The sequence below is a fragment of the Amycolatopsis sp. lyj-108 genome, assembly GCF_046549005.1.
Lineage (GTDB): Bacteria > Actinomycetota > Actinomycetes > Mycobacteriales > Pseudonocardiaceae > Amycolatopsis.
On record NZ_JAJPWQ010000003.1, the window covers coordinates 409,510 to 429,062 of the forward strand.

A 19,553-nucleotide genomic window follows, 5' to 3' on the forward strand; every position below is an offset into this window, starting at 1 on the left:
GTGGGGCACCATGGGGTCATGGGTCCCCACGTTCAGGTCGATGTCGAGATGTCCTTCCGGGTCACGAAACCCGGCCCCGCCGCGTTCGTGGTCGCGCTCGCGGGCGGGGCCGCCCAGGAGGAGTTCGCCTATCCCGCGCCGCCGCGCCAGGTGGCGTTCGAACACCGGACCCGGGCACAGGTCGTCGATCTGCCATCCGGGGAACACGTCGTGCGATACCGGGCCCAGCGCGAGCTCGGCTCCGCCGACGCCGAGCCGCTCGGTCAAGACGATCTGATCCGCTACACCCGGCCCAGCCGGTACTGCCCCTCGGATCGGATGGGCGGGCTCGCGTTGTCCCGCTTCGGCGGCTTGCCCGACACGCGCACCCAGGTGGAGGCGATCGTCCGGCACGTCGGCGAGCACCTGTCCTATGTGGTCGGTTCCGGTTCGCCGACCGACGACGCCGTCGACACCTACCTCGCCGGGGCAGGGGTTTGCCGTGACTACGCGCACGTCTGCATCTCGCTGTGCCGCGTGATCGACATCCCCGCCCGGTTCGCCGCGGTCTACGCGCCCGGACTGTCCCCAATGGACTTCCACGCCGTATTCGAGGCCGCGATCGACGGCCGCTGGTACGTCTTCGACGCGACCGGCCTCGCGCCGAGGCAGAGCCTGTGCCGGATCGCGACCGGACGCGATGCCGCCGACACCGCGTTTCTCTCCACCCTCGGCTGTGAGCTGGACTTTCTCGGCAACACCGTCCTGGCGACCGCGGGCCCGTCACTGCCGGAGGACGACGGCTCTGCGCTGATCGCGCTCGCTTGATCGCGTGTTGACCACGAGCCGTGACCTCGCTGAGGTAGACATTGGCGTGTGAGGGAGAAGCAAGCACCGACGAAATGGAAGCGGCTGCGTGCCCGCTACCGCTGGCTGGACCACGTGGCGCGGGCGGTGAACCGCTACATCGAGTACGGCGGTTACCACTACGTCGCGTCGATCACCTATTTCAGCCTGTTCTCGCTGGTGCCCATCCTCATGGTCGCGGTGTCGGTGGCGGGCTTCGTGCTGGCGAGCCAGCCGCAGCTGATCGAGTCGATGCTGAGCGCGATCACCGGCACCCTGCCGGGCGGCCTCGGCGACAAGGCGGGCGAGCTGCTCACCGGGTTCGTGGAGCAGCGGACCAGCGTCGGGATCATCGGTCTGATCATCGGGTTGTACTCCGGCTGGAACTGGATGAACTCGCTCCGCGACGCGCTCACCGCGCTGTGGGGCCAGAACCGGTCGGATCTGCCGTTGCTGCGCACGATCGCCGCGGACCTGCTCGCACTGCTCGGCCTCGCGAGCGCGCTGCTGGTCTCCTTCGCCATCACGATTTCCGGCTCGGCGCTCGGCCGGTATCTGCTGGGGCTGGCCGGGGTGGACGACACCGCCTGGGGGCACAACGTGCTGTCGGCGATCTCGATTCCCTTGGCGCTGCTGGCGAACTGGCTCGTCTTCCTCTGGGTGCTCACCCGGCTGCCGCGGAAACCGGTCGGGGTCCGTAGTGCGATGCGCGGCGCGGTCGCGCTGGCACTGGGCTTCGAACTGCTGAAGCAGGCCGGTGGGATCTACCTGCGGTTGATCGGGAATTCGCCGACCGGGGTCGCGTTCGGTTCCATCATCGGTCTGATCTTCTTCATCTCGCTGGTGGCCCGGATGCTGGTGTTCGTCACGGCTTGGACGGCGACCGCGCGCGACGCCCCGCCGGATCCGGTCCGGCCGCCGCCGCCCGTGGTGGTCCGGCCCGTGGTGGCGGCGCCCGATCGGCACGGCTTCAAACCGGTGCTGGTGGGCGCGGTGACCGGAGTGGTCGCGACACTGGCCGCGCAACGCCTCCGGCCACGCCGCCGCCCCTGACCCACGCGATGAAGGACGCTTTCATAGCAAATTTTGCTATGAAAGCGTCCTTCATCGCACGCTCGGGAGACCGTCAGCTCGGCTTGGCCGAGCCCACCACCCACATCGAGAAGAACTGCGAACCGCCGCCGTACGCGTGCCCGAGCGCGATCCGCGCGCCGTCGACCTGGTAGTCCCCGGCCCGGCCCATCACCTGCTTGGCCGCTTCGGAGAACCGGAGCATCCCGGACGCGCCGATCGGGTTCGACGACAGCACGCCGCCCGACGGGTTGATCGGCAAACGGCCGCCGAGCGCGGTTTCGCCGGCCTCGGTGAGCTTCCAGCCTTGGCCCTCGTCGGTGAATCCCAGGTTCTCCAGCCACATCGGCTCGAACCACGAGAACGGCACGTAGATCTCGGCGGTGTCCACTTCGGACAGTGGATCGGTGATGCCCGCGTCCCGCCACAGCGCGGCGGCGGCGTCCCGTCCGGCCTGGGGGTTCACCTGGTCGCGTCCGGCGAACGTGGTCGGTTCGGTGCGCATCGCGGTCGCGTGGATCCACGCGGCGCCACCGGGGACGGCGTCGCCCGAGGCCTCGTCGCCGATCACCATCGCGCAAGCGCCGTCCGAGGACGGGCACGTTTCGTCGTAGCGGATCGGGTCCCACAGCATCTGCGACGCCTGCACGGACTCGACCGTGATGTCGGACTGCCGCAGATGAGCGTACGGATTCAGGGCGCCGTTGCGGCGATCCTTGGCCGCGACGATCGCGCCGACGTGGTCGGGCGCGCCGGACCGCCGGATGTACGAGCGCACGTGCGGCGCGAAATAGCCGCCCGCCCCGGCGCCCACCGGCATCTGGAACGGCGGCAGGATCGACAGGCCCCACATCGCGTTCGACTCGGATTGCTTCTCGAAGGCCACGGTCAGTACCCGTTTGTGCACCCCGGCCTGCACCAGCGACGTCGCCACGAGCGCGGTCGACCCACCGACCGAGCCCGCGGTGTGCACCCGCAGCAACGGTTTCCCGGTCGCGCCGAGCGCGTCGGCGAGGAACAGTTCGGGCATCATCACGCCCTCGAACAGATCCGGCGCCTTGCCGAGGACGACGGCGTCGATGTCGTCCCAGCCGGTCTGCGCGTCGAGCATCGCGCGGTCGATGGCCTCGCGGAGCAGTCCGGGCATGGACACGTCGGTGCGTTTGGCCTTGTGGTGGGTCTGGCCGGTTCCCAGTACGGCCGCGAGGTGCTTCACGAGAGGACCTCCAAGGTCGCGACCAGGTTCTGCTGGAGGACGGGGCCGCTGGTCGCGTGGGCGAGGGTCTTGCGCGCGCTGCCGTCGAGGATGCGGTTCGCCGCCTCGCCGATCCGCGCCAGCCCCGCCGAGAACATCGGGTTTCCGGTCAGGACGCCGCCGGAGGGGTTGATCCGCACCTGGTCGCCGAGGCCCAGCGCGTCACGCAGGATCAGTTCCTGATGGGTGAACGGCGCGTGCAGTTCCGCGACCTCGACGCCGTCGAGATCGAGCGCGCGCCCGGCGGCCACTGTGGACGGTGACTTGGTGAGGTCCCGGACACCGAGTGCGGGGGAGTCGACGCGATGCTCGATGCCGGTGATCACCGCGGGACTGTCGACGAGGTCCGCCGCCCGCTCGACCGAGGCGAGCACGAGGACGGCGGCGCCGTCGGTGACGGGGGCGATGTCGTGGGACCGTAAGGGATCCGCGACGAACGGGGCGTCAAGGAGATCGGCGACTTCGACCGATCCGGAGAGCTGCGCGGCGGGATTCCCGGCGGCGTCGGCGCGGCTGCGCGCGGCGACCTCGGCGAGGTCCTTTTCGGACCACAGCCCCGCTTCGAGTCCGAGCCTCGCCTGGATCCCGGCGACGCTCACCGAGTCCGGCCACAGCGGCGCGACGACGTACGGGTCCATTTGCAGGGCCAGCACCCGGCGCAACTGCCCGGCGGAAGACTTGCCGAAGCCGTAGACGAGTGCCGTGTCGACCTCGCCCATCCGGATCTTGAGCCACGCCTCGTACAACGCCCACGCGGCGTCCATCTCGACGTGCGACTCGTGGATCGGCGGGAAGGCGCCGATGGCGTCGACCGCGGCGATGAACGAGAACGCGCGGCCGGCGAGGTAGTCCGAGGAGCCGGAGCACCAGAACCCGATGTCCTCTTTGGACAGACCGGTGCGCTCGAAGACCTCGGCGAAGATCGGCACCAGCATTTCCACGCCGTTGGTGGTGCCCGGGGTGCTGCGGACGTTGGGGGCCTGCGCGAAGCCCACGACTGCTACATCTGGCACGGTGGTCCTCACAGATGGTGGGCGAAGGATTCGTACGGTGCGTCAGGCTCGCCGGTCGGTTCGAAATGGCCGATGTTCTCCAGCGACGTCCACCATTCGTCCCGCGGTTTCCACGCGGCCCGGACCCGCATGCCCATCCGGACGTCGGCGGCGTCGCAGCCGAGGACGAGATGCAGGAACGCGATGTCCGCGCCGTCGAGCAGGATGTACGCGGCCACGTACGGCGGTTTGATCTTCTGCCCCAGGAACGGCACGTTCACGATGCAGAACGTGGTGACGATGCCGGTGTCGGGCAGCTCGACCTCGTCGGTGGTCGGGACGCCGTCGGTCGGGCAAGCGCCGCGCGGCGGGATGTAGACCTTCTCGCAGGACGGGCAGCGCTGGCCGATCAGCTTCCCCTCGGCGAGCCCTCGCAGGTACCGGCTCTCCTCCGGCGACGCGGAATGCTCGTACCGCAGGTGGATCGGCGTGATCACCACGCTGACCGGCGCGCCCTCTTCGCGTTTCGCGACCGGGGGAGGCGCCTCGGTGGATTCGGTGTCGGGCCCGTCGGCGGGGACGAAGTAGGCGATGTCCCGGATGTGGCCGACGGTCTCGTCCGCCCAGCGGATCCGCACTCGCTGTCCAGTGTGGACTTCTCTGGGGCTGCCCGCGTCGACCGCGTGCAGGATCGAGGTGTCGGCGCCGTCGAGCCGGATCAGCGCCCAGGCGAACGGCCGCGACAACGGCTGGCCGTCGAGGGGTTCGGCGATCCACGACCAGGAGACGATCTCGCCCTCGGAGGCCACCGGCACGAAGTCGGACAGTGCCTCGGCGGTCACGGGATCGTATTCCAGTGGCGGCACGTGCACGCGGCCGTCACTGCCGCGAACGCCTTCGACGCGGCGCTCGCGCAGGGCGTTGACGAACCGGCCGAGCACGGGGCCGACCGAGCGGGTGTAGTCGAAGCCCACGTTGAGCGGGGCCGACAGCGGGAGTTCGGGTGCGCTCACGTTCTGAGTGAAACACGTTCTCGATTTTCCGGCAAGATCGGTCGTGTCGGGCCCACTGACGGTTGCCCTTGAGTGGAACGCGTTCTAGATTTGCGGGTATGTCGACTGCCACCGGGACACTTGGGGTCTGGAACATCGCCGCGCAGGAGCCGGAGCGGGTCGCACTCGTCGATCCGGACGGCCGCTCGATCGGCTACGGAGAGCTCGCCGCGAAAGCGAACGCGTACGCGCGGGGGCTTCAGGCGCTCGGGCTCGAGGCCGGGGACGTGGTCGTCGTCCTGCAGCCCAATGGCGACGAACTCGTCGCGGCCTATTTCGCCGCCATCCAGTCCGGTCTGTACATCGTGGTGGTCAACTGGCATCTGGTCGGGCCGGAGGTCGCCTACATCCTTTCCGACAGCGGCGCCAAGGCCTTCCTCGCGCACGAACGCTTCGCCGACGTCGCGATCGCCGCCGCCGACGAGGCCGGGATCCCGGAACGCGGGCGGTTCGCCGTCGGCGACGTCGAGGGCTTCCGCCGGATCGAGGAACTCGGCTCCGGCGAGGGCGACGGGCGTCCGGAGCGGCGCACCGCGGGCTCGCCGATGCTCTACACGTCAGGGACTACGGGGCGGCCCAAGGGTGTCCGGCGGCCGCTGACCGGCGCCGACCCGGACTCCGTTCCGGGCGCGTCGACGTGGTTCTTCGGGATCTTCGGCCTGGCGCCGCACGACGAGCACGTGCACCTGTGCGGGTCGCCGCTCTATCACACGGCGGTGCTCAACTTCGTCGCCATCTCGCTGCAACTGGGGCATACCGCGGTGCTGATGGACCGCTGGGACGCCGAAGACATGCTGCGGCTGATCGAGCGGCACCGCGTCACGCACAGTCATATGGTCCCGACGCAGTTCCGCCGCCTGCTCGCGCTGCCGGACGACGTCCGCGCGGCCTACGACCTGAGTTCGCTGCGCGTGATGATCCACGGCGCCGCGCCTTGTCCGCTGGAGGTCAAACGCCGGATGCTCGACTGGTGGGGGCCGGTCGTCACCGAGTACTACGCGGCCACCGAGGGTGGCGGGACGGCGATCTCGGGGGAGGAGTGGCTCGAGAAGCCGGGTTCGGTGGGGCTGCCGTGGCCGGGTTCGACGATCAAGATCCTCGACGACGAGGGCACGGAACTGCCCGCAGGCGAGACCGGCACCGTGTACATGAAGATGGGCGACTCGAAGTTCGAGTACCACAAGGACCGGGCCAAGACGGACAAAGCGCGCGTCGGGGACCTGTTCACGCTCGGCGACGTCGGGCATCTCGACGAGGACGGTTACCTCTTCCTGCACGACCGCAAGGCCGACCTGATCATCTCGGGCGGGGTCAACATCTACCCGGCGGAGATCGAGGGCGAACTGGTGATGCACCCGAAGATCGCCGACGTCGCGGTGTTCGGTGTCCCGCACGAGGACTGGGGCGAGGCGATCAAGGCCGTCGTCGAGCCCGCGGACGGCGTCGAGCCCTCCGAAGAGCTGACCGCGGAGATCCTCGAGTACGCGGCGTCGCGGCTCGCGAAGTTCAAACTCCCGCGTTCCGTCGACTACTTGCCCGAACTCCCGCGCGACCCGAACGGGAAGCTCTACAAGCGCAAGCTCCGCGACCCCTACTGGGCCGGTCACCGCGTCCCGTAACGCAATTCGTCACCTACTTGCGACGTCTTCCTCTCGCAAGTAGGTGACGAATTGCGGGGTCAGCGGCCCCGGAAGACGGGTTTGCGCTTCTCGGCGAAGGCGCGGGGGCCTTCCTTCGCGTCTTCGCTCGCGAAGACCTCGATGCCGTACTGGGCGTCGAGCTTGAAGGCGTCTTCCTCGTGCATGCCCTCGGTGTCGCGCAGGGTCTTGAGGATGGCGCGGACCGCGAGCGGACCGTTCGCGGAGATGAGGCTCGCGAGTTCGAGCGCCTTGTCCAGTGCCTTCCCGTCCGGGACGACGTGGCCGATCAGGCCGATCTCCAGTGCCTCGGCCGCCTTGATGTGCCGTCCGGTCAGCAGGAGGTCCGCGGCGACGGTGTACGGGATCTGGCGGGGGAGCCGCACGGCCGAACCGCCCATCGGGAACAGGCTCCACCGCGCCTCGGAGACGCCGAACTTCGCGCTCTCGCCCGCGACGCGGATGTCGGTACCTTGCAGGATCTCCGTGCCGCCGGCGATCGCGGCGCCTTCGACGGCGGCGATCAACGGCTTCGTCAGCCGGCGGCCCTTGAGCAGGCCCTCGATCCGGCTGGGGTCGAACGTGCCCTTCTCGAACGAATCGGACGGCGAGTTCTTCGACATCGACTTCAGATCCGCGCCCGCGCAGAACGCGCCACCCGCGCCGGTGAGCACACAGCATCGGATGTCGTCGTCCTCGTCGACCCGGTTCCACGCCTCGACCATGAGCCCGAGCATCTCGCCGCTGAGCGCGTTGCGGGCCTCGGGCCGGTTCATCGTGACCACGAGGGTGTGTTCGATCTTTTCCACCAGCGCGTGCGGTTCGCCCACCAAAACCTCCCTAGGAGCGGCCATTGCCCGGAACGATAACATGTTCTACTTTGAGGGAGTGGCACTCAACATCGCGGATCTACTCGAGCACGCCGTCGACGCCGTGCCGGAGCGCATCGCGGTCGTCTGCGGCGATCGGCGGGTCACCTTCGCCGAACTGGAAGAGCGCGCCAACCGGCTGGCGCACCATCTCGCCGCACACGGCGTGGGACCTGGAGCCCACATCGGTGTCTATTCCCGGAACTCGATCGAGGCACTGGAATCGATGATCGCCGCGTACAAGCTGCGCGCGATCGCCGTCAACGTCAACTACCGTTACGTCCACGGCGAATTGCGGTACCTGTTCGACAACGCCGACCTCGTGGCGCTGGTCCACGAGCGCCAGTATTCGGACAAGGTGGCCGCCGTCCTGCCGGAGACGCCGAAACTGAAACACGTTGTCGTCGTCGACGACGGAAGCGACGGCGATTACTCGTCCTACGGCGGCGTGGACTACGAAGCCGCGCTCGCCGAAGGCTCCCCAGAGCGGGACTTCGCCGAACGCAGCGCCGACGACATCTACATCCTCTACACCGGCGGCACCACCGGCTATCCCAAGGGCGTCCTGTGGCGTCACGAGGACATCTGGCGCGCGCTCGGCGGCGGCATCAACTTCGTCACCGGCGAGTACGTCCCGGACGAATGGACGCTCGCCGAACAGGGCAAGTCGGGCAGCCTGGTCCGGCTCCCGGCCGCGCCGCTGATCCACGGCGCCGCGCAGTGGGCCGCGTTCGGCGCGCTGTTCACCGGCAGCCCGGTGGTGTTCGTCCCGCGGTTCGACGCGCACGACGTCTGGAAAGCCGTGCAGGACAACAAGGTCCAGGTGCTCACCATCGTCGGCGACGCGATGGCGCGGCCGCTGATCGACGCCTACCGCGAGGGCGACTACGACGCGTCGTCGATCGTGGCGGTGTCGAGTCACGCGGCCCTGTTCTCCCAGTCGGTGAAGCAGGAATTCCTGTCGCTGCTCCCGCATGTGGTGATCACCGACGCGATCGGATCGTCCGAGAGCGGGTTCACCGGCATCGGCATGGTCAGCAAGGACAGCGATCATTCCGCCGGCCCGCGGGTCAACTTCGGCAAGGACGCGATCCTGGTGGACGACGACGGCGGGCTCGTCGTGCCGAAACCGGGCGCGATCGGGCTGATAGCCCGGCGCGGGCACGTTCCACTCGGGTACTACAAGGATCCCGCGAAGACCGAGAAGATCTTCGTCGAGATCGACGGCAAGCGGTACGTCGTCCCGGGTGACTACGCGCGCTACGAGGACGACCTCACGGTGACCCTGCTCGGCCGGGGATCGCAGTGCGTGAACACCGGCGGCGAGAAGGTGTACCCGGAGGAAGTCGAGGGCGCGCTGAAGTCGCATCCGGACGTCTTCGACGCACTCGTCATCGGCATCCCCGACGACCGGCTCGGCCAGCGGGTGGCCGCGGTGGTCCAGCCGAGGGCGGGGAAGGAGCTCGACTTCGCCGCGATCGAGGCGCATGTGCGGACCGAGATCGCCGGGTACAAGGTGCCGCGCAGTCTGTGGCTCGCCGAGGAGATCGGGCGCTCGCCCAGCGGCAAACCGGACTATCCGTGGGCGCAGCGCTACGCCGACGAGCACGAGCCCGTCACCATCCAACCGGCGTAAGGAGTTTCATGCGGACGTCTCTGTGCGACCGGCTCGGGATCGAGCTGCCGATCGTCGGGTTCACCCCGTCCGAACACGTCGCCGCGGCGATCAGCCGGGCGGGTGGTCTCGGCGTGCTGGGCTGCGTGCGGTTCAACGACGCCGCCGAACTCGACTCCGTCCTGTCCTGGATGGACGAGAACACCGGCGGCAAACCGTACGGCGTCGACATCGTCATGCCCGCCAAGATCCCGGCCGAAGGGACGTCGATCGATCTCGCGAAACACATCCCGCAGGGGCATCGCGACTTCGTGGAGCGCACTCTGCGTGACCTGGCTGTACCGCCACTGCCGGACGACACCGACGAACGCGCGGGAGTGCTCGGCTGGCTGCATTCGGTCGCGCGGGCCCATGTCGAGGTCGCGCTGAAGCACCCCATCCGGCTGATCGCCAACGCGCTGGGATCACCGCCGGTGGACGTCATCGAGCAGTGTCACGCGAAGGGTGTGCCGGTCGCGGCTCTGGCGGGCAAGGCCGAGCACGCCGTCCGGCACGTCGAGAACGGCGTGGACATCGTTGTGGCGCAAGGCTACGAGGCGGGCGGGCACACCGGCGAGATCGCGTCGATGGTGCTGCTGCCCGAGGTGGCGGACGCCGTCGGCGACCGTGTCCCGGTGCTCGCCGCCGGCGGGATCGGCTCGGGCAGGCAGGTCGCGGCGGCGCTCGCGCTGGGCGCGTCCGGGGTGTGGATGGGCTCCTTCTGGCTCGCCACCGAGGAGTACCTCCAGACCATGGGGGATTCCGAGGCGATGCAACGCGCGCTGGTCGCGGCGGGTTCGTCCGACACCGTCCGGACGCGGATCTACACCGGCAAACCGGCGCGGCTGCTCAAAACGCGGTGGACCGAGGCGTGGGCCGCACCCGACGCGCCCGAACCGCTGCCGATGCCGTTGCAGAACCTGCTGGTGTCCCACGCGCACAACCGGATCCACCACGCCGCCGATCCGAGTGTGGTTTCGATGCCGGTCGGGCAGATCGTCGGTCGGATGGACCGGGTGCGCCCGGTCGCCGACGTGATCTCGGAGCTCGTGTCGGGATACGAAGAAGCACTGTCGCGTTTGGACAAGACCCGCTGAAGTGTTCCCGAATGCTATTGAGGGGTAACGCGAACGTGTCGTGTTTCGGATGAGACGGTGGGCTGGGTGACGCGACACCGCACTCGCGTGCTCAGACCCGGATCTCGCGAGTCACGTCTCCACTCACGCGAGTCACGCCTTGCCGAAGTACATGAAGGCCCCCTTCCTTGCGCCTAGCGCAAGGAAGGGGGCCTTCATGTACCTCACGACCGGCCGCCGAGGTCACAGCTGTCCCACTGTCACCAGGGACCACATCCGACGGTGGCGAAAGCCTCCTTCACTACCGTCAGAGTAGGTAAGGAGGCCTTCCCGAACGCCATGAAAGGTCCTTTCCTTGCAAATTTCGCAAGGAAAGGACCTTTCATGGCACGCCGTGTGAGAGATCAGAGACCGGCGGCCGCGTTCTTGATCGCGGTCGCGAAGGTGCTCACCTCGGTGTAGACGCCGGGAGCGTGCGCCCGCGCGCAACCCTCGCCCCAGCTGGTGATGCCGACCTGGATCCAGGCGCCGGCGCTGTCGCGACGGAACATCGGGCCGCCCGAGTCACCCTGGCAGGTGTCGACGCCGCCGGAGTTGACGTTGCCCGCGCAGATCTCGGCGCTGGCGATCAGGTCGGCGTAGCTGCCGCCCTGCGCCTTGCAGGTCGAGTCGGAGACGAACGGCACGTTGGCCTTGAGCAGGTAACGCTGCTGTGCCCCGCCCTCGGTCGCGGCACCCCAGCCCGCGACGGTGAACGTGCCGCTGTTGTTGGCCGCCGAGGTGTTGATCGGCAGCGTCGGGATGCCGCTGACCGGGCTCGCGAGCTTGATCAGGGCCCAGTCACCACCGGTGGAGGTGGGGTAGGTCGGCGACCGGTGCACGTAGGTCGACTTGACCTTCTTGGCCGCGGTGCTCTGCAGGTCCACGACACCGAGGGTGGCGGTGATGCCCGTGTTGGCCCCGGTCCGTGACACGCAGTGCGCGGCCGTCAGCACGATCTGCGGAGTGTAAAGTGCACCGCCGCAACCCATGGAAAGCCTTACCATCCAAGGAAATTCGCCCTGAGCGGCACGGGTCCCACCGACCACATCGGTGGACGGCGGCTCCGCGGCGACGGCTTGCGGAGCCGTGGCGAGACCCGCCAGGGTTCCGGCCGCCGCGACGGCGATCAGGGATTTTTTGAGCAGGCTGAACCGACGCTTGATGTTCAAGGGTTCATTCCTTCCGGCTGTCCACAGTGGAGGCAGGGAGACTGACTGCGGCCAACTGACTACAGCAGGTGGACATACACCGGGACAACCAACTTTCTTCGGATCTTTCAGCCTTTGGTGGTGATTAACGGACGTTCGAGCCGAGCCGCCGACGAATGGCGTAGCCCAGAGCGCCCAACGCCAGTACTCCTGAACCGGTGAGCACCGAAACCGCCGGAAGGCTGAACGCGAGCACGGCGCAACCGAGCAGACCCGCGATGGGGATGATCCGACGTGCGGGCCGCAGGGTCAGCGCGCTGGCGTTCGCCACGGCGTAGTAGGCGAGCACCGCGAACGAGGAGAACCCGATCGCGCCGCGGAGGTCGAGGGTGCTCGCGAGCAGGGCGACGACGACACCGACGGTCACCTCGGCCCGGTGCGGGACGCCGAAGCGAGGATGCACCGCGGTCAGGTAGCGGGGGAGATGTCCGTCGCGCGCCATGGCCAGCGTGGTCCGCGAGACACCCAGGACGAGTGCGAGCAGGGAGCCCAGCGCGGCGATCACGGCGCCCACCCGCACCACGGGCGTGAGCCACGACCAGGACGACCTTTCGACGCCTTCCGCGATCGGGTCCGGGCTGCGGCCGAGCAGATCCGGGCCGAGGTGGTACAGCAGGACGAGGGCGAGAACGGCGTAGACGACCAGTGCCAGCCCGAGTGCGATCGGCACGGCGCGCGGGATGGTGCGCGCCGGATCGCGGACCTCCTCGCCCAGCGTGGCGATCCGCGCGTAGCCGGCGAACGCGAAGAACAGCAGGCCGGCGGCCTCGAACACGCCGCCGATCCCGGGAGCGGGCAGCGGGCCCGGCAACGCCGCCGTCACCGTGCCGCCGAAGAGCATCGCGGCCACCGCGAGCGCCAGGATCGCACACGTGACGGACACGATCAGCCTGGTCGCGAACGCCGAGCGCTGGACACCGCGGTAGTTCAGCCCGGTCAGCGCGGCCACGACGGCCACCGCGAACACGCTCCGCCACGGCTGCCCGAGCCCTGGCGCGGCGTAGGTGACCACGGTCAGTGTCATCGCCGCGCAGCTCGCCGTCTTGCCGACCACGAAACCCCAGCCGGCGAGATACCCCCAGAACTCGCCAAGGCGTTCGCGTCCGTAGACGTAGGTCCCACCCGAAGCCGGGTACAGCGCGGCCAGCCTGGCCGACGACGTCGCGTTGCAATAGGCGATCACGGCGGCGATGGCGAGCCCGGCGGGAAGCCACGCTCCCGCGGCCCTGGCGGCGGGGGCGAAGGCGACGAACACCCCCGCCCCGACCATCGAGCCGAGTCCGATGAAGACCGCGTCGCGGACGCCGATCCGCCGAATGAGGGTGCCCTTTTCGTCCACGAGTGTGAGCGTGGCATGAACACTTCGTTCGGGTCAGTACAGGGCAGGTGAATTCGGCCTAAGATCTGGACAGTGAGAACACGTTCACCGAGAGTCCATCCTTCTGCCGACGGCCCTGTTCGAGACGGAATTCCCGAACACGGCCGCGTTCCACGCTATTACGCGGTCAAAGTCGAACTGCTCGACGTGATCTCCGAATTGGGGCAAGGAGCGGCACTTCCCACGGAACGGGAACTGTCCGAACGCTTCGAGGTTTCCCGCGCCACGGTCCGCCAGGCCGTCGGTGAACTCGTCCTCGAAGGACGCCTGAGCAGGCGACAAGGCAGCGGCACGTACGTGGCGGGCCCGAAGCTCGTCCAGCCGCTCGCTTTGGTGAGTTACACCGAAGGACTCAGGAGGCAGGGCATTCAGCCTGGCCGGAATTTGATCTCGCTGGAACGTCGTGAGGCGGGTCCATCGCTGGCTTCGGAACTGGAAATCGATCCCGACGACGACGTGATCCACATCGAGCGGGTGCTGCTCGCCGACGACGAGCGGGTCGGGCTGGAATCGACCTATCTCACCGCCGAGCGATTCCCGACGCTGATGGATGTGTTCGATCCCACACAGTCCCTCTACGCCTGTTTGCGGGAACGGCTCGGTGTGGTCTTCGACGGCGCCGAGGAGCGTGTCGAGACCGTGCTCGCCACCCCTCGCGAGGCGTTGTTGATCGGGACGAACCCGGCGCTGCCGATGCTGCTGATGCACCGGACGTCGTGGGGGACCGACGGCGTCCCGTTCGAGCGCGTCCGGTCGCTGTTCCGCGGCGACCGGTTGTCCTTCGAAACCCGCCTCGGACGGGTGGAGTAGCCAGGCTCCAGCCGCGGTATTTGTACTTTCAACGACCGCATCCCGAGGACGAAACGCGGAGCGTAATGTAACGCGAAGATAACAGGTCTGGTCCACATTTCGGAGGCACTTCACCTGGGGTTAGGGCTGGGGTCACGGAGCGTTGGTGCACGCGGACCAACGTCTGCGGTGTGCGAATCCTCATCATCGGCGGCGGAGTGCTCGGCACCCAGCACGCCTGGCAGGCCGTCGAACGCGGCCACGACGTCGTCCAGATCGAACGCGAACCCGAGGCCAGGGGCGCGTCCGTACGCAACTTCGGGCTGGTCTGGGTCGGTGGCCGTGCCAGTGGTCCCGAACTGGAGACGGCGGCGCGGGCGCGCGTGCTGTGGGAGCGCATCGGGGAACGCGTCGAAGGGATCGGCTTCCGGCCGAACGGCTCCCTGACCGTCGTCCGCACGGAGGCCGAACTCGCCGTCGCGCGGGCGGCGGCCGCCACCACCGAGGACCGCGGCTTCAAACTGCTCGACGCCGCCGAGACCCGCGAGCTGAACCCGGCCCTGCGCGGCGACTTCCTCGGCGCGCTCTGGTGCGATCGCGACGCCGCCGTCGAACCGCGCGTCGCCCAGCCCGCCCTGCGCGCCGAACTGGCGAAATCCGGCCGCTACACCTGGCTGCCCGGCCGCGAGATCCGCGACCTGACCGATCGCGGCGTCGTCGACGACACGGGCGAAACCCACGAAGGCGACGTCGTGGTGCTGTGCACCGGCGCCTGGACCGGTGGCCTGGTCAAGGAACTCGCCGGGCAGACCCCGGTCCGCCGGGTGCGGTTGCAGATGGCGCAGACCGAGCCGCTCGGGGAAACCCTCACCACCACGGTCGCCGACGCGGACAGCTTCCGCTACTACCCGGCGTACCGCGGTGCCGCACTCGACGGCCTCGACGCGGGCCAGCCGCAGGGCGCGATCGCCGCCGCCAACGCCATGCAGCTGCTCATGGTCCAGCGCCTCGACGGCTCGCTGACCATCGGCGACACCCACGAATACGACGAGCCGTTCTCCTTCGACACCACCGAAGACCCGTACGACCACCTGGCCGAGGTCGCCGGGGCGCTGCTCGGACGGCCGCTCCCGCGGATCGCCCGCCGCTGGGCCGGCGTCTACGCCCAGACCACCGACACCTCCCGGATCGTGCACCGCGCCCGCGTCGCGGACAACGCGTGGCTCGTCACCGGGCCGGGCGGCCGGGGCATGACCTGCTCGCCCGCCATCGCCGAAGACACCGCCGAGGAGCTTTCATGGTGAACACCGAACTCGTCGTCCTGGACATGGCCGGGACCACCGTCGCCGACGACGGACTGGTGATCCGCGCCTTCACCGCGGCGATCGCCGCCGCCGGTGTGTCCGAAGAGGACAGTCGCTTCCCCGGCATGCTCGACTACGTCGTCGAAACCATGGGGCAGTCCAAGATCGTCGTCTTCCGCGCGCTGCTCGAAGGGGACGAGGAACTCGCCCAGCGCGCGAACACCGCGTTCCAGGACGCCTACGGCAAGCTCGTCGCCGACGGTCACTGCGAGCCGATCCCCGGCGCCGAGGAGACGATCCAGGAGCTGCGCGCCCAAGGGGTGAAGGTCGCCCTCACCACCGGTTTCGCCGCCAGTACCCAGAACGCCATCCTGGACGCACTGGGCTGGCACGGCCTCGCCGACGCCGTACTGGCGCCGGGCGAGGGCGTTCGTGGACGCCCGTACCCCGACCTGGTCCTCGCCGCCGCGCTACGGCTCGAAATCACCGACGTCCGCCGCATCGCCGTCGCCGGTGACACGCCTTCGGACATCCAGACCGGGCTGACGTCCGGCGCTTCGCTCGTCGCCGGAGTGCTCACCGGATCGGCGAAGAAGCCGGAACTGGAAGCCGCCGGCGCCACCCACGTCCTCGAATCCGTCCGCGACCTCCCCGCCCTGCTGTCCCCCAAGGAGCTTTGACGCCATGAAGAAACTCGCGGCCGCCGCCCTCACCGGGCTGCTCGCCCTCACCCTGGCCGCCTGTGGCGGAACCGCCGGCGGTGCTTCCGGCGACCAGACCGTCACGCTGTACACAGTGGACGGTCTCGAAGACTGGTACGCCCAGCGTTTCGAGGAGTTCAAGGCCAAGACCGGTATCACCGTGCAGGCGGTGACGGCCGGCTCCGGCGAGGTCGCCTCCCGGGTGGAGAAGGAGAAGGCCAACACCCAGGCCGACATCCTGGTCACGCTCCCGCCGTTCATCCAGCGGGCCGCGTCGCAGGGCCTGCTCGCCACCGCGGCGCCGTCCGGGATCGACCAGGTCCCCGCCGGGCAGAAGGACGGCCAGGGCCGCTACTTCGCCGTCATGAACAACTACCTCAGCTTCATCCGCAACCCGCAGGTCTCACCCAAGACCTGGGACGACCTCCTGTCGCCCGCGCTCAAGGGCAAGCTCCAGTACTCGACCCCCGGCGAGGCGGGCGACGGCACCGCGGTCCTGCTGCAACTCCAGCACGTCCTCGGCGACCAGGGCGCGCTCGACTACCTCGCGAAGCTCGAAGCCAACAACGTCGGCCCGTCGTCCTCCACCGGCAAGTTGCAGCCGAAGGTGGCCAAGGCCGAGATCCTGGTGGCCAACGGCGACGTGCAGATGAACCTCGCCGCGATCGAGAAGAGCGGCGGTTTCGAGGTCTTCTTCCCGGCCGACGCGCAGGGCAAGCGGTCCACGTTCGCGCTCCCGTACTACGCGGGTCTGGTGAACAACGCGCCGCACGCCGAGAACGCCAAGAAGTTCCTGGACTTCCTGCTTTCGCCCGAGGTGCAGGGCAAGGCCGTCGACGCCTTCGGTGCTCCGTCGCGGACCGACGTCACGCCGTCCGGCCCGCGGGCGGACAAGGTGAAAGCCGCGCTCGACGGCGTCGAGATCTGGCAGCCCGATTGGAACGCCGTCCTCGCGAAGCTCGACGCCGACCTCGCCGCGTACAAGAAGGCCGTGGGCCGATGACCCCGGCGGTCGAATTCCGTGGGGTGTCCGTCCGGTTCGGACAGACGTCCGCCCTCTCGCCACTGGACCTCACGGTGGCGAGGGGGGAGACGCTGGCGATGCTCGGCCCGTCGGGCTCCGGCAAGTCGACGGCGTTGAAGGCGCTCGCGGGTTTCGTCGTACCGAGCACCGGCCGGGTCCTGCTCGACGGCGAGGACGTCACCGATCTGCCGCCGCATCGGCGCGGTCTCGGCGTGGTCGTCCAGAGCTACGCGCTGTTCCCGCACATGCGCGTCGAGGCCAACGTCGCCTTCGGGCTCAAGGCACGGAAAACACCCCGCACCGAGACGGCGAGCCGCGTGACCGAGGCGCTCGACCTGGTCGGGATGGGCAAGTACGCCCGTCGCTATCCGCGCGAGCTTTCCGGCGGACAGCAGCAGCGTGTCGCGCTCGCGCGGGCACTGGCGATCCGGCCGCGGGTGCTGCTGCTGGACGAGCCACTGTCCGCTTTGGACGCCGCCCTGCGCGAGGACATGGTCGCGGAACTGCTGCGGCTGCGGGCCGAACTGCCCGACACCACGCTGATCTACGTCACCCACGACCAGGGCGAGGCGCTGGCGCTGGCCGACCGGATCGCCGTCATGCGCGACTCGAAGCTGGTCGAACTCGGGCCGAGCAGAGAGCTCTACCAGCGCCCCTCGACGGAATTCACCGCGAGCTTCCTCGGCGCGTCCAACCTCATCCCGGTCGAGCTGATCCAGGCCGACGGCACCAGGGTCCGGCTCGGCGGCCGTGAACTCGCCGCCGACCCGTCCGGGACGATCCGCGCGGGGCAGCCCGTCGCGCTCGGCGTCCGGCCGCATCGGGTCGGGATCACCGCGGTCGACGCGCCCGGCGCACTGCCCGCCGTGCTGCGCGGTGTCCAGTGGCGTGGCACGGGCTTCCGGCTCGACCTCGAACTCGCCCACAACGGGGACGAGGTCCGGGCCGAAGTGCCGGACATCGAGGGGCTGCCGGGCGTGGGGGAGAAGGTCGGAGTGTCCATTCCGGACGGTTGCCCGCTGGTGGGTGTCGGATGACCGGCCTCGCGCTGGCCGCGACGGCGGCACCGGCGCGGCGACAGGAGAAACAGCCCGGACGTGGCTGGCTTCTGCTGCCACCGGTGCTCGTCCTGCTCGGCTTCTTCGGCTACCCGCTGGTGCTGGTCGTCCTCCAGTCGCTGGAGTCGAAGACCGGCGAGTTCGGGCTGTCGGTGTGGCTGGACGTCCTGGGTTCGGCGGAATTCCGGGACGCCGCCTGGAAGACCGTCGCGCTCGCACTCGGCGCCACGGCGGGCTGCGTGGTGCTGGGAACGTTCCTGGCACTGGTGATCGCGTTCGTGCCGTTCCCCGGCGCGCGGACGCTTTCGCGGCTGGTGGACACCGTGCTCGCGTTCCCGTCGTTCCTCATCGCGCTCGCGTTCACCTTCATCTACGGCAGCGCCGGAATCCTGGGCGCGGGCGGATTCCTGTACTCGCCGTTCGGGATCCTGCTGGCGGAGATCACCTTCTACACGCCGTTCGTGATGCGGCCGGCGCTCGCCGCGTTCGGGCAGGTGTCGTCGGCGCAGATGGAGGTCGCGGCCAGCCTCGGCGCGAAACCCGGCAGGGTGCTGCGCCAGGTCATCCTGCCGGAAGCCTTGCCGTCACTGGCTTCCGGTGCCTGCCTGACCATGCTGCTGGCGATGAACGAGTTCGGCATCGTGCTGTTCCTCGGCGCCAAGGACGTCACGACGCTGCCGATGCTGGTCTACGGCAAGGGGATCGTCACGTTCGACTTCCCGCAGGCGTGCGTGATCGCGGTGGTCAACGTCGTGTTCTCCCTCGCCCTGTACGGAACCTACCGGCGACTGACGAAGGGAGGCCGTCGTGCTGCTGTGGACAAGGCGTAGCCGGATACTGCTGTGGGCGGTGTTCGCGGTGCTGTTCACCGCGATCGTGCTGGCCCCGTTGCTGATGATCGTGCTGGCGTCGGTCGCCGGGAACTGGACGGGACTGCTGCCGGGAACGCTCACCGGCTCGCATTTCGCGCAGGCGCTGTCCGGGGAGACGTTCGCGAGCCTTTCGGTGAGCATCCAGACCGGTGTCATCGCGTCGGTGGTCTCGGTGCTGCTGGGCACGTGGGCCGCGCTGGCGTCGCAGTCCGCTGGCCCCAGGGTGCGGAAAGCCGTCGACACCCTGTTCCACCTCCCGATCGCCGTACCGTCGGTGGTGCTGGGACTGGCGCTGCTGGTCGCGTTCAGCCGTCCGCCGCTCGCCTTCAACGGCACACGCTGGATCGTGCTGCTGGGGCACGTGATGATCCTGCTGCCGTTCTCCTACAGCACGGTCTCCGCCGCGATCGCCCGGATGGACCCGCTGCTGGCGCAGGCCGCGGCGAGCCTCGGCGCGGGGCCGGTCCGCGTGCTGCTACGGGTGCGGCTACCGGTCCTGCTGCCGTCGATCTCGGCGTCGGCGAGTCTCGCGCTGGCGATGTCGATGGGCGAACTGGGTGCGACGATGATGCTGTACCCACCGGACTGGCGGACGCTGCCCGCGAGCATTTTCGCGCTCACGGACCGGGGACAGGTGTTCCTGGCGTCGGCGAGCACGGTGCTGCTGCTGGCCGTCACGCTCGCCGGGGTGGTGCTCCTCGGACTGGCCCGCGGCCGCGCGGCGCAGCGATGATGCAACCCTTCGT

At 69.0% G+C, this 19,553-nt stretch carries 18 protein-coding genes; 12 read left to right on the plus strand and 6 right to left on the minus strand.

Features of this window, described 5'->3' with window-relative positions:
* Positions 1–18 precede the first annotated feature (18 nt).
* Both ACLJO0_RS13555 and ACLJO0_RS13560 read left to right on the plus strand, forming a co-directional pair.
* Complete coding sequence (locus ACLJO0_RS13555) at positions 19–807, plus strand: transglutaminase-like domain-containing protein (protein WP_410578847.1); 789 nt, start codon at positions 19–21, stop codon at positions 805–807.
* A gap of 48 nt (positions 808–855) precedes the next feature.
* The gene (locus tag ACLJO0_RS13560; RefSeq protein WP_125793605.1) at positions 856–1,878 is read left to right on the plus strand and encodes a YhjD/YihY/BrkB family envelope integrity protein; all 1,023 of its coding nucleotides are present in this window, start codon (positions 856–858) and stop codon (positions 1,876–1,878) included.
* Positions 1,879–1,951: 73 nt separating this feature from the next.
* On the opposite strand, the gene ACLJO0_RS13565 is transcribed toward ACLJO0_RS13560, so the two are convergent.
* From ACLJO0_RS13565 to ACLJO0_RS13575, 3 genes are read right to left on the minus strand one after another with little or no spacing between them, the layout of a single operon-like run.
* Positions 1,952–3,112 (minus strand): thiolase domain-containing protein, encoded by a 1,161-nt coding sequence (locus ACLJO0_RS13565; protein WP_410578850.1) that lies wholly within the window; start codon positions 3,110–3,112, stop codon positions 1,952–1,954.
* Complete coding sequence (locus tag ACLJO0_RS13570) at positions 3,109–4,164, minus strand: thiolase domain-containing protein (RefSeq protein WP_410578852.1); 1,056 nt, start codon at positions 4,162–4,164, stop codon at positions 3,109–3,111. The genes ACLJO0_RS13565 and ACLJO0_RS13570 overlap by 4 nt, the downstream gene beginning before the upstream one ends.
* Positions 4,165–4,172: 8 nt before the next feature.
* Positions 4,173–5,156, minus strand: coding sequence for a Zn-ribbon domain-containing OB-fold protein (locus tag ACLJO0_RS13575; protein ID WP_410578854.1), 984 nt, complete (start codon positions 5,154–5,156; stop codon positions 4,173–4,175).
* 98 nt (positions 5,157–5,254) lie between these two features.
* Here ACLJO0_RS13575 and ACLJO0_RS13580 point away from each other — a divergent pair, with 98 nt between their 5' ends.
* The gene (locus ACLJO0_RS13580; protein ID WP_410578856.1) at positions 5,255–6,814 is read left to right on the plus strand and encodes an acyl-CoA synthetase; all 1,560 of its coding nucleotides are present in this window, start codon (positions 5,255–5,257) and stop codon (positions 6,812–6,814) included.
* 59 nt (positions 6,815–6,873) lie between these two features.
* On the opposite strand, the gene ACLJO0_RS13585 is transcribed toward ACLJO0_RS13580, so the two are convergent.
* A complete protein-coding gene (locus ACLJO0_RS13585; protein ID WP_410578858.1) occupies positions 6,874–7,662 on the minus strand; it encodes a crotonase/enoyl-CoA hydratase family protein in 789 nt (262 codons plus the stop codon).
* Between the two features lie 58 nt (positions 7,663–7,720).
* Between ACLJO0_RS13585 and ACLJO0_RS13590 the strand changes: the two genes are divergently transcribed.
* A complete protein-coding gene (locus tag ACLJO0_RS13590; protein WP_410578860.1) occupies positions 7,721–9,337 on the plus strand; it encodes an acyl-CoA synthetase in 1,617 nt (538 codons plus the stop codon).
* Positions 9,338–9,345: 8 nt separating this feature from the next.
* On the plus strand, positions 9,346–10,452 hold the full coding sequence (locus tag ACLJO0_RS13595) for an NAD(P)H-dependent flavin oxidoreductase (RefSeq protein WP_125793611.1): 1,107 nt from the start codon (positions 9,346–9,348) through the stop codon (positions 10,450–10,452).
* Positions 10,453–10,835: 383 nt separating this feature from the next.
* Here the strand turns inward: ACLJO0_RS13595 and ACLJO0_RS13600 are convergent, their stop codons facing one another.
* Both ACLJO0_RS13600 and ACLJO0_RS13605 read right to left on the minus strand, forming a co-directional pair.
* Positions 10,836–11,642 (minus strand): S1 family peptidase, encoded by an 807-nt coding sequence (locus tag ACLJO0_RS13600; protein WP_125780175.1) that lies wholly within the window; start codon positions 11,640–11,642, stop codon positions 10,836–10,838.
* 124 nt (positions 11,643–11,766) lie between these two features.
* A complete protein-coding gene (locus tag ACLJO0_RS13605; protein ID WP_410578863.1) occupies positions 11,767–13,020 on the minus strand; it encodes an APC family permease in 1,254 nt (417 codons plus the stop codon).
* Between the two features lie 72 nt (positions 13,021–13,092).
* Here ACLJO0_RS13605 and ACLJO0_RS13610 point away from each other — a divergent pair, with 72 nt between their 5' ends.
* From ACLJO0_RS13610 to ACLJO0_RS13640, 7 genes are all read left to right on the plus strand, one after another.
* Complete coding sequence (locus ACLJO0_RS13610) at positions 13,093–13,869, plus strand: GntR family transcriptional regulator (protein WP_125780178.1); 777 nt, start codon at positions 13,093–13,095, stop codon at positions 13,867–13,869.
* 170 nt (positions 13,870–14,039) lie between these two features.
* Positions 14,040–15,152 carry a TIGR03364 family FAD-dependent oxidoreductase gene (locus ACLJO0_RS13615; protein WP_410578865.1) on the plus strand — a complete coding sequence of 371 codons (1,113 nt, stop codon included), beginning with the start codon at positions 14,040–14,042 and terminating at the stop codon, positions 15,150–15,152.
* The gene (locus ACLJO0_RS13620; protein ID WP_396557409.1) at positions 15,146–15,832 is read left to right on the plus strand and encodes a phosphonatase-like hydrolase; all 687 of its coding nucleotides are present in this window, start codon (positions 15,146–15,148) and stop codon (positions 15,830–15,832) included. Before ACLJO0_RS13615 ends, ACLJO0_RS13620 begins: the two co-directional genes overlap by 7 nt.
* 4 nt (positions 15,833–15,836) lie before the next feature.
* Positions 15,837–16,856 (plus strand): 2-aminoethylphosphonate ABC transporter substrate-binding protein, encoded by a 1,020-nt coding sequence (locus ACLJO0_RS13625; RefSeq protein ID WP_125793616.1) that lies wholly within the window; start codon positions 15,837–15,839, stop codon positions 16,854–16,856.
* Complete coding sequence (locus ACLJO0_RS13630; protein ID WP_410578868.1) at positions 16,853–17,914, plus strand: ABC transporter ATP-binding protein; 1,062 nt, start codon at positions 16,853–16,855, stop codon at positions 17,912–17,914. The genes ACLJO0_RS13625 and ACLJO0_RS13630 overlap by 4 nt, the downstream gene beginning before the upstream one ends.
* Positions 17,911–18,765: a 2-aminoethylphosphonate ABC transporter permease subunit gene (locus ACLJO0_RS13635; RefSeq protein WP_410578870.1), complete on the plus strand. Its 855-nt coding sequence runs from the start codon at positions 17,911–17,913 to the stop codon at positions 18,763–18,765. Before ACLJO0_RS13630 ends, ACLJO0_RS13635 begins: the two co-directional genes overlap by 4 nt.
* Positions 18,743–19,540, plus strand: a complete 798-nt coding sequence (locus tag ACLJO0_RS13640) for an ABC transporter permease (RefSeq protein ID WP_410578872.1) — start codon at positions 18,743–18,745, stop codon at positions 19,538–19,540. The genes ACLJO0_RS13635 and ACLJO0_RS13640 overlap by 23 nt, the downstream gene beginning before the upstream one ends.
* Positions 19,541–19,553 lie beyond the last annotated feature (13 nt).